Below are 3,335 nucleotides of genomic sequence, written 5' to 3' on the forward strand. Positions count from 1 at the left end.
CTGGACCTCCCGGCCGACCCTGCGCTGCCGGTCAGCACCGTCTCGGTGTGAGCGACGCGCGTCGCGGTGCCGTGACGTGCCACCGCTCCACGGCCGTCCCGCCGGACGGCGCTCGCCCGGGTCCGGCGCTCCTGCCGGTGGCGAACCATTGCCCGAACGGGTGGTTGTGGGCGCGCGTTCGGGCGGGCCGCGGCCCGGGGACCGGTAAAGGTGACCCCGTCGACCACCCGGGGGAGCCCGGAACGCGGGCGGGACGCCACTGACCAGCCGTGGAGCTTCCGGGGTACCCTGGTTGCGCGGCTAGCACTCCGATGGCTAGAGTGCTAATCGCACGGCACCGCACACGCCCCGGCACCCGCGACGGCGGGGTGGTAGGAGCCGTATCCAACTAGGTACCTGCCAACGCTTTCGACGACCCGTGGAGGTCAATCCGGTGAGCGTGAACATCAAGCCGCTCGAGGACAAGATCGTTGTCCAGAGGAGCGAGGCCGAGGAGACGACGGCATCCGGCCTCGTCATCCCCGACACCGCGAAGGAAAAGCCCCAGGAGGGCAAGGTCCTGGCCGTGGGCCCGGGCCGCATCGACGACAAGGGCAACCGCATCCCGGTGGATGTCAAGGAAGGCGACGTCGTCATCTACTCCAAGTACGGCGGCACCGAGGTCACGTACAACGGCGACGAGTACCTCATCCTGTCCGCCCGTGACGTGCTGGCCGTCGTCAACTGACACGGTTCGCACGCGATGACGCCCCGGGCCCCCGCGACGAGCCGGGGCACCGGGGCGTTTCGCGCAGCCAGAGAGGTTTTCCATGCCAAAGCAGATCAACTTCGACGAGGACGCTCGTCGGGCGCTCGAACGTGGGGTTGACAGGCTCGCCGACGCCGTCAAGGTGACCCTCGGGCCGCGTGGCAGGCACGTCGTGCTGGACAAGAAGTTCGGCGGCCCCACCATCACGCTCGACGGTGTGACCGTCGCGCGGGAGATCGAACTGGACGACCCGTTCGAGAACCTCGGCGCGCAGCTGGTCAAGAGCGTGGCCACCAAGACCAACGACGTGGCGGGCGACGGCACCACCACGGCCACCGTGCTGGCCCAGTCGCTGGTGTCGGTCGGCCTGCGCAACGTCGCGGCGGGCGCCAACCCGACCGCGCTCGGCGCGGGCATCCAGGCCGCCGCCGACAAGGTGGTCGAGGTCCTCAAGGACAAGGCGACCCCGGTCAAGGGCCGCGACAACATCAGCCAGGTCGGCACCGTCACCTCGCGCGACGCCAACATCGGCGCGCTGCTCGGTGAGGCCGTCGAGAAGGTCGGCGAGGACGGCGTGATCACCGTGGAGGAGTCCTCCACGATGGCCACCGAACTGAACATCACCGAGGGTGTGCAGTTCGACAAGGGCTTCGTCTCGGCCCACTTCGCCACCAACCCCGAGGAGCAGCGCGCGATCCTGGAGAACGCGTACGTGCTGCTCCACAGCGAGAAGATCTCGGCGCTGTCCGACCTGCTCCCGCTGCTGGAGAAGGTCGCGGAGGAGAAGAAGCCGCTGCTGATCATCGCGGAGGACGTCGAGGGCGAGGCGCTGTCCACCCTGGTGGTCAACGCCGCGCGCAAGACGATCAACGCGGTCGCGGTCAAGGCCCCGTTCTTCGGTGACCGCCGGAAGGCGTTCCTCGAAGACCTCGCCGTGGTCACCGGCGGCACGCTGGTGTCCCCCGAGCTCGGCATGAAGCTGTCCGAGGTCGGAACCGAGGTCCTCGGCCAGGCGCGCCGGATCGACATCACCAAGGACGCCACCACCATCGTGGACGGCGCGGGCTCCAAGGACGACATCGACGCCCGGATCGCCCAGATCCGCAAGGAGATCGAGGTCTCCGACTCCGACTGGGACCGTGAGAAGCTGCAGGAGCGCCTGGCCAAGCTGGGCGGCGGCGTCGCGGTGATCCGCGTGGGTGCGGCGACCGAGACCGAGCTGAACGAGCGCAAGCACCGCATCGAGGACGCCGTGGCCTCCACCAAGGCCGCCGTCGAGGAGGGCATCGTGCCCGGTGGCGGGTCCGCCCTGGTGCACGCCGCGAAGGAACTCGAGGGCAACCTCGGCCTGAGCGGCGACGAGGCGACCGGTGTCAAGATCGTGCGGGAGGCGCTCACCGCACCGCTGTACTGGATCGCCAGCAACGCGGGCCACGAGGGCGCGATCATCGTGTCCAAGGTCAAGGAGCAGGACTGGGGCCAGGGCCTCAACGCCGCCTCCGGTGAGCTCACCGACCTGCCCGCCGCGGGCGTCGTGGACCCGGTCAAGGTCACGCGCTCCGCCGTGGCGAACGCGGCCTCCATCACCCGGCTCGTGCTGACCACGGAGAGCTCCGTGGTCGACAAGCCCGAGGAGGACGACGACGACAGCGCGGGGCACGGGCACTCGCACTGACACACGACGCGGCACCGTCCCCCTCGTGGTCGGTGCCGCGTGCGTGGTCGATGGCGAATGGGGCGGTACTCCCGGACGGGAGCGCCGCCCCATTCGCGTACCGGGTCGCCCACTCGCCCGTGCGACCTCGGTCGTGCGGCGGGGGTGTCGTCCCCTCGCCGGCTGACGGATCAGTGCGCGGTGAGAGTCAGCGAACGCCGCTGGGAACGGATGATGTTCTCGCGTTCCGACTCCGAAAGGCCGCCCCAGATCCCGTAGGGTTCGTGCACGGCCAGTGCGTGCTCGCGGCACATCCGCAACACCGGGCAGGTGTGGCAGATGGCCTTGGCGCGGGCTTCCCTCCTCGCCCGCGCTGGCCCCCTCTCGCCGTCCGGGTGGAAGAAGGAGCCGCTGTCCATTCCCCGGCAAGCCCCCTCAAGCTGCCAGTCCCAAACGTCCGCGTTCGGGCCGGGGAGTCTCCGCGTGTCTGCCATTCGTGACCGCCTCCGATGTCCGGCACCACGCTGCCGGATTCTGCAGTTGTAGTAGTGCGACTACTCCATTCGGTGCAACGGGCGTAACGCTAGAAGCCAGAACAACGGTTCTTCAAGAGTTATGTGTCATTTCAACCGATAGGCTTTACGGGTGACTGTGATCGGTGACACGCCGCTGAAAAGTGGTTCTTCCGTTTCACTCCAGTGAGGCCTTAAGCGTGTTTCGGGGTGAATCCGCCGTGACCTCGGCGTTCACCCGCTGTGCAGACGGCCACCCCATGAGGTGAGGAGGAAGGTCGTGTCAACCGTCGAGAGCGCCCTTCGGGAGGCGGCGTTCGGCGACCCGGCGCCCGGTTCGGGTGCCGTCGTCGGCGGTCCCGGGCCCGGAGACGCCCCCGGGACGAGCGCCATCCGCCGGTCCCCTGGCGCGGCCTCCGAC

General features: G+C 69.1%; 3 protein-coding genes. 2 read left to right on the forward strand and 1 reads right to left on the reverse strand.

Annotated elements, in window-relative coordinates:
• The first annotated feature begins 433 nt into the window (after positions 1-433).
• Both groES and groL read left to right on the forward strand, forming a co-directional pair.
• A complete protein-coding gene (gene groES / locus SACSA_RS0115510; RefSeq protein WP_007026368.1) occupies positions 434-727 on the forward strand; it encodes a co-chaperone GroES in 294 nt (97 codons plus the stop codon).
• A gap of 82 nt (positions 728-809) precedes the next feature.
• Entirely contained in the window at positions 810-2,423 is a 1,614-nt protein-coding gene (gene groL / locus SACSA_RS0115515; RefSeq protein WP_019818538.1) for a chaperonin GroEL, read from the forward strand.
• 170 nt (positions 2,424-2,593) lie between these two features.
• Here groL and SACSA_RS0115520 read toward each other — a convergent pair whose 3' ends face one another.
• Positions 2,594-2,896 (reverse strand): WhiB family transcriptional regulator, encoded by a 303-nt coding sequence (locus SACSA_RS0115520; protein WP_019818539.1) that lies wholly within the window; start codon positions 2,894-2,896, stop codon positions 2,594-2,596.
• Between the last annotated feature and the right edge of the window lie 439 nt (positions 2,897-3,335).

The organism is Saccharomonospora saliphila YIM 90502 (genome assembly GCF_000383795.1).
In the GTDB taxonomy this organism is placed as follows: Bacteria; Actinomycetota; Actinomycetes; order Mycobacteriales; family Pseudonocardiaceae; genus Saccharomonospora; species Saccharomonospora saliphila.

Excerpts from the sequence above, each read along its gene's own strand:
- groL (WP_019818538.1), top strand. The coding sequence starts at position 810 with ATGCCAAAGCAGATCAACTTCGACGAGGACGCTCGTCGGGCGCTCGAA.
- SACSA_RS0115520 (WP_019818539.1), bottom strand. The coding sequence starts at position 2,896 with ATGGCAGACACGCGGAGACTCCCCGGCCCGAACGCGGACGTTTGGGAC.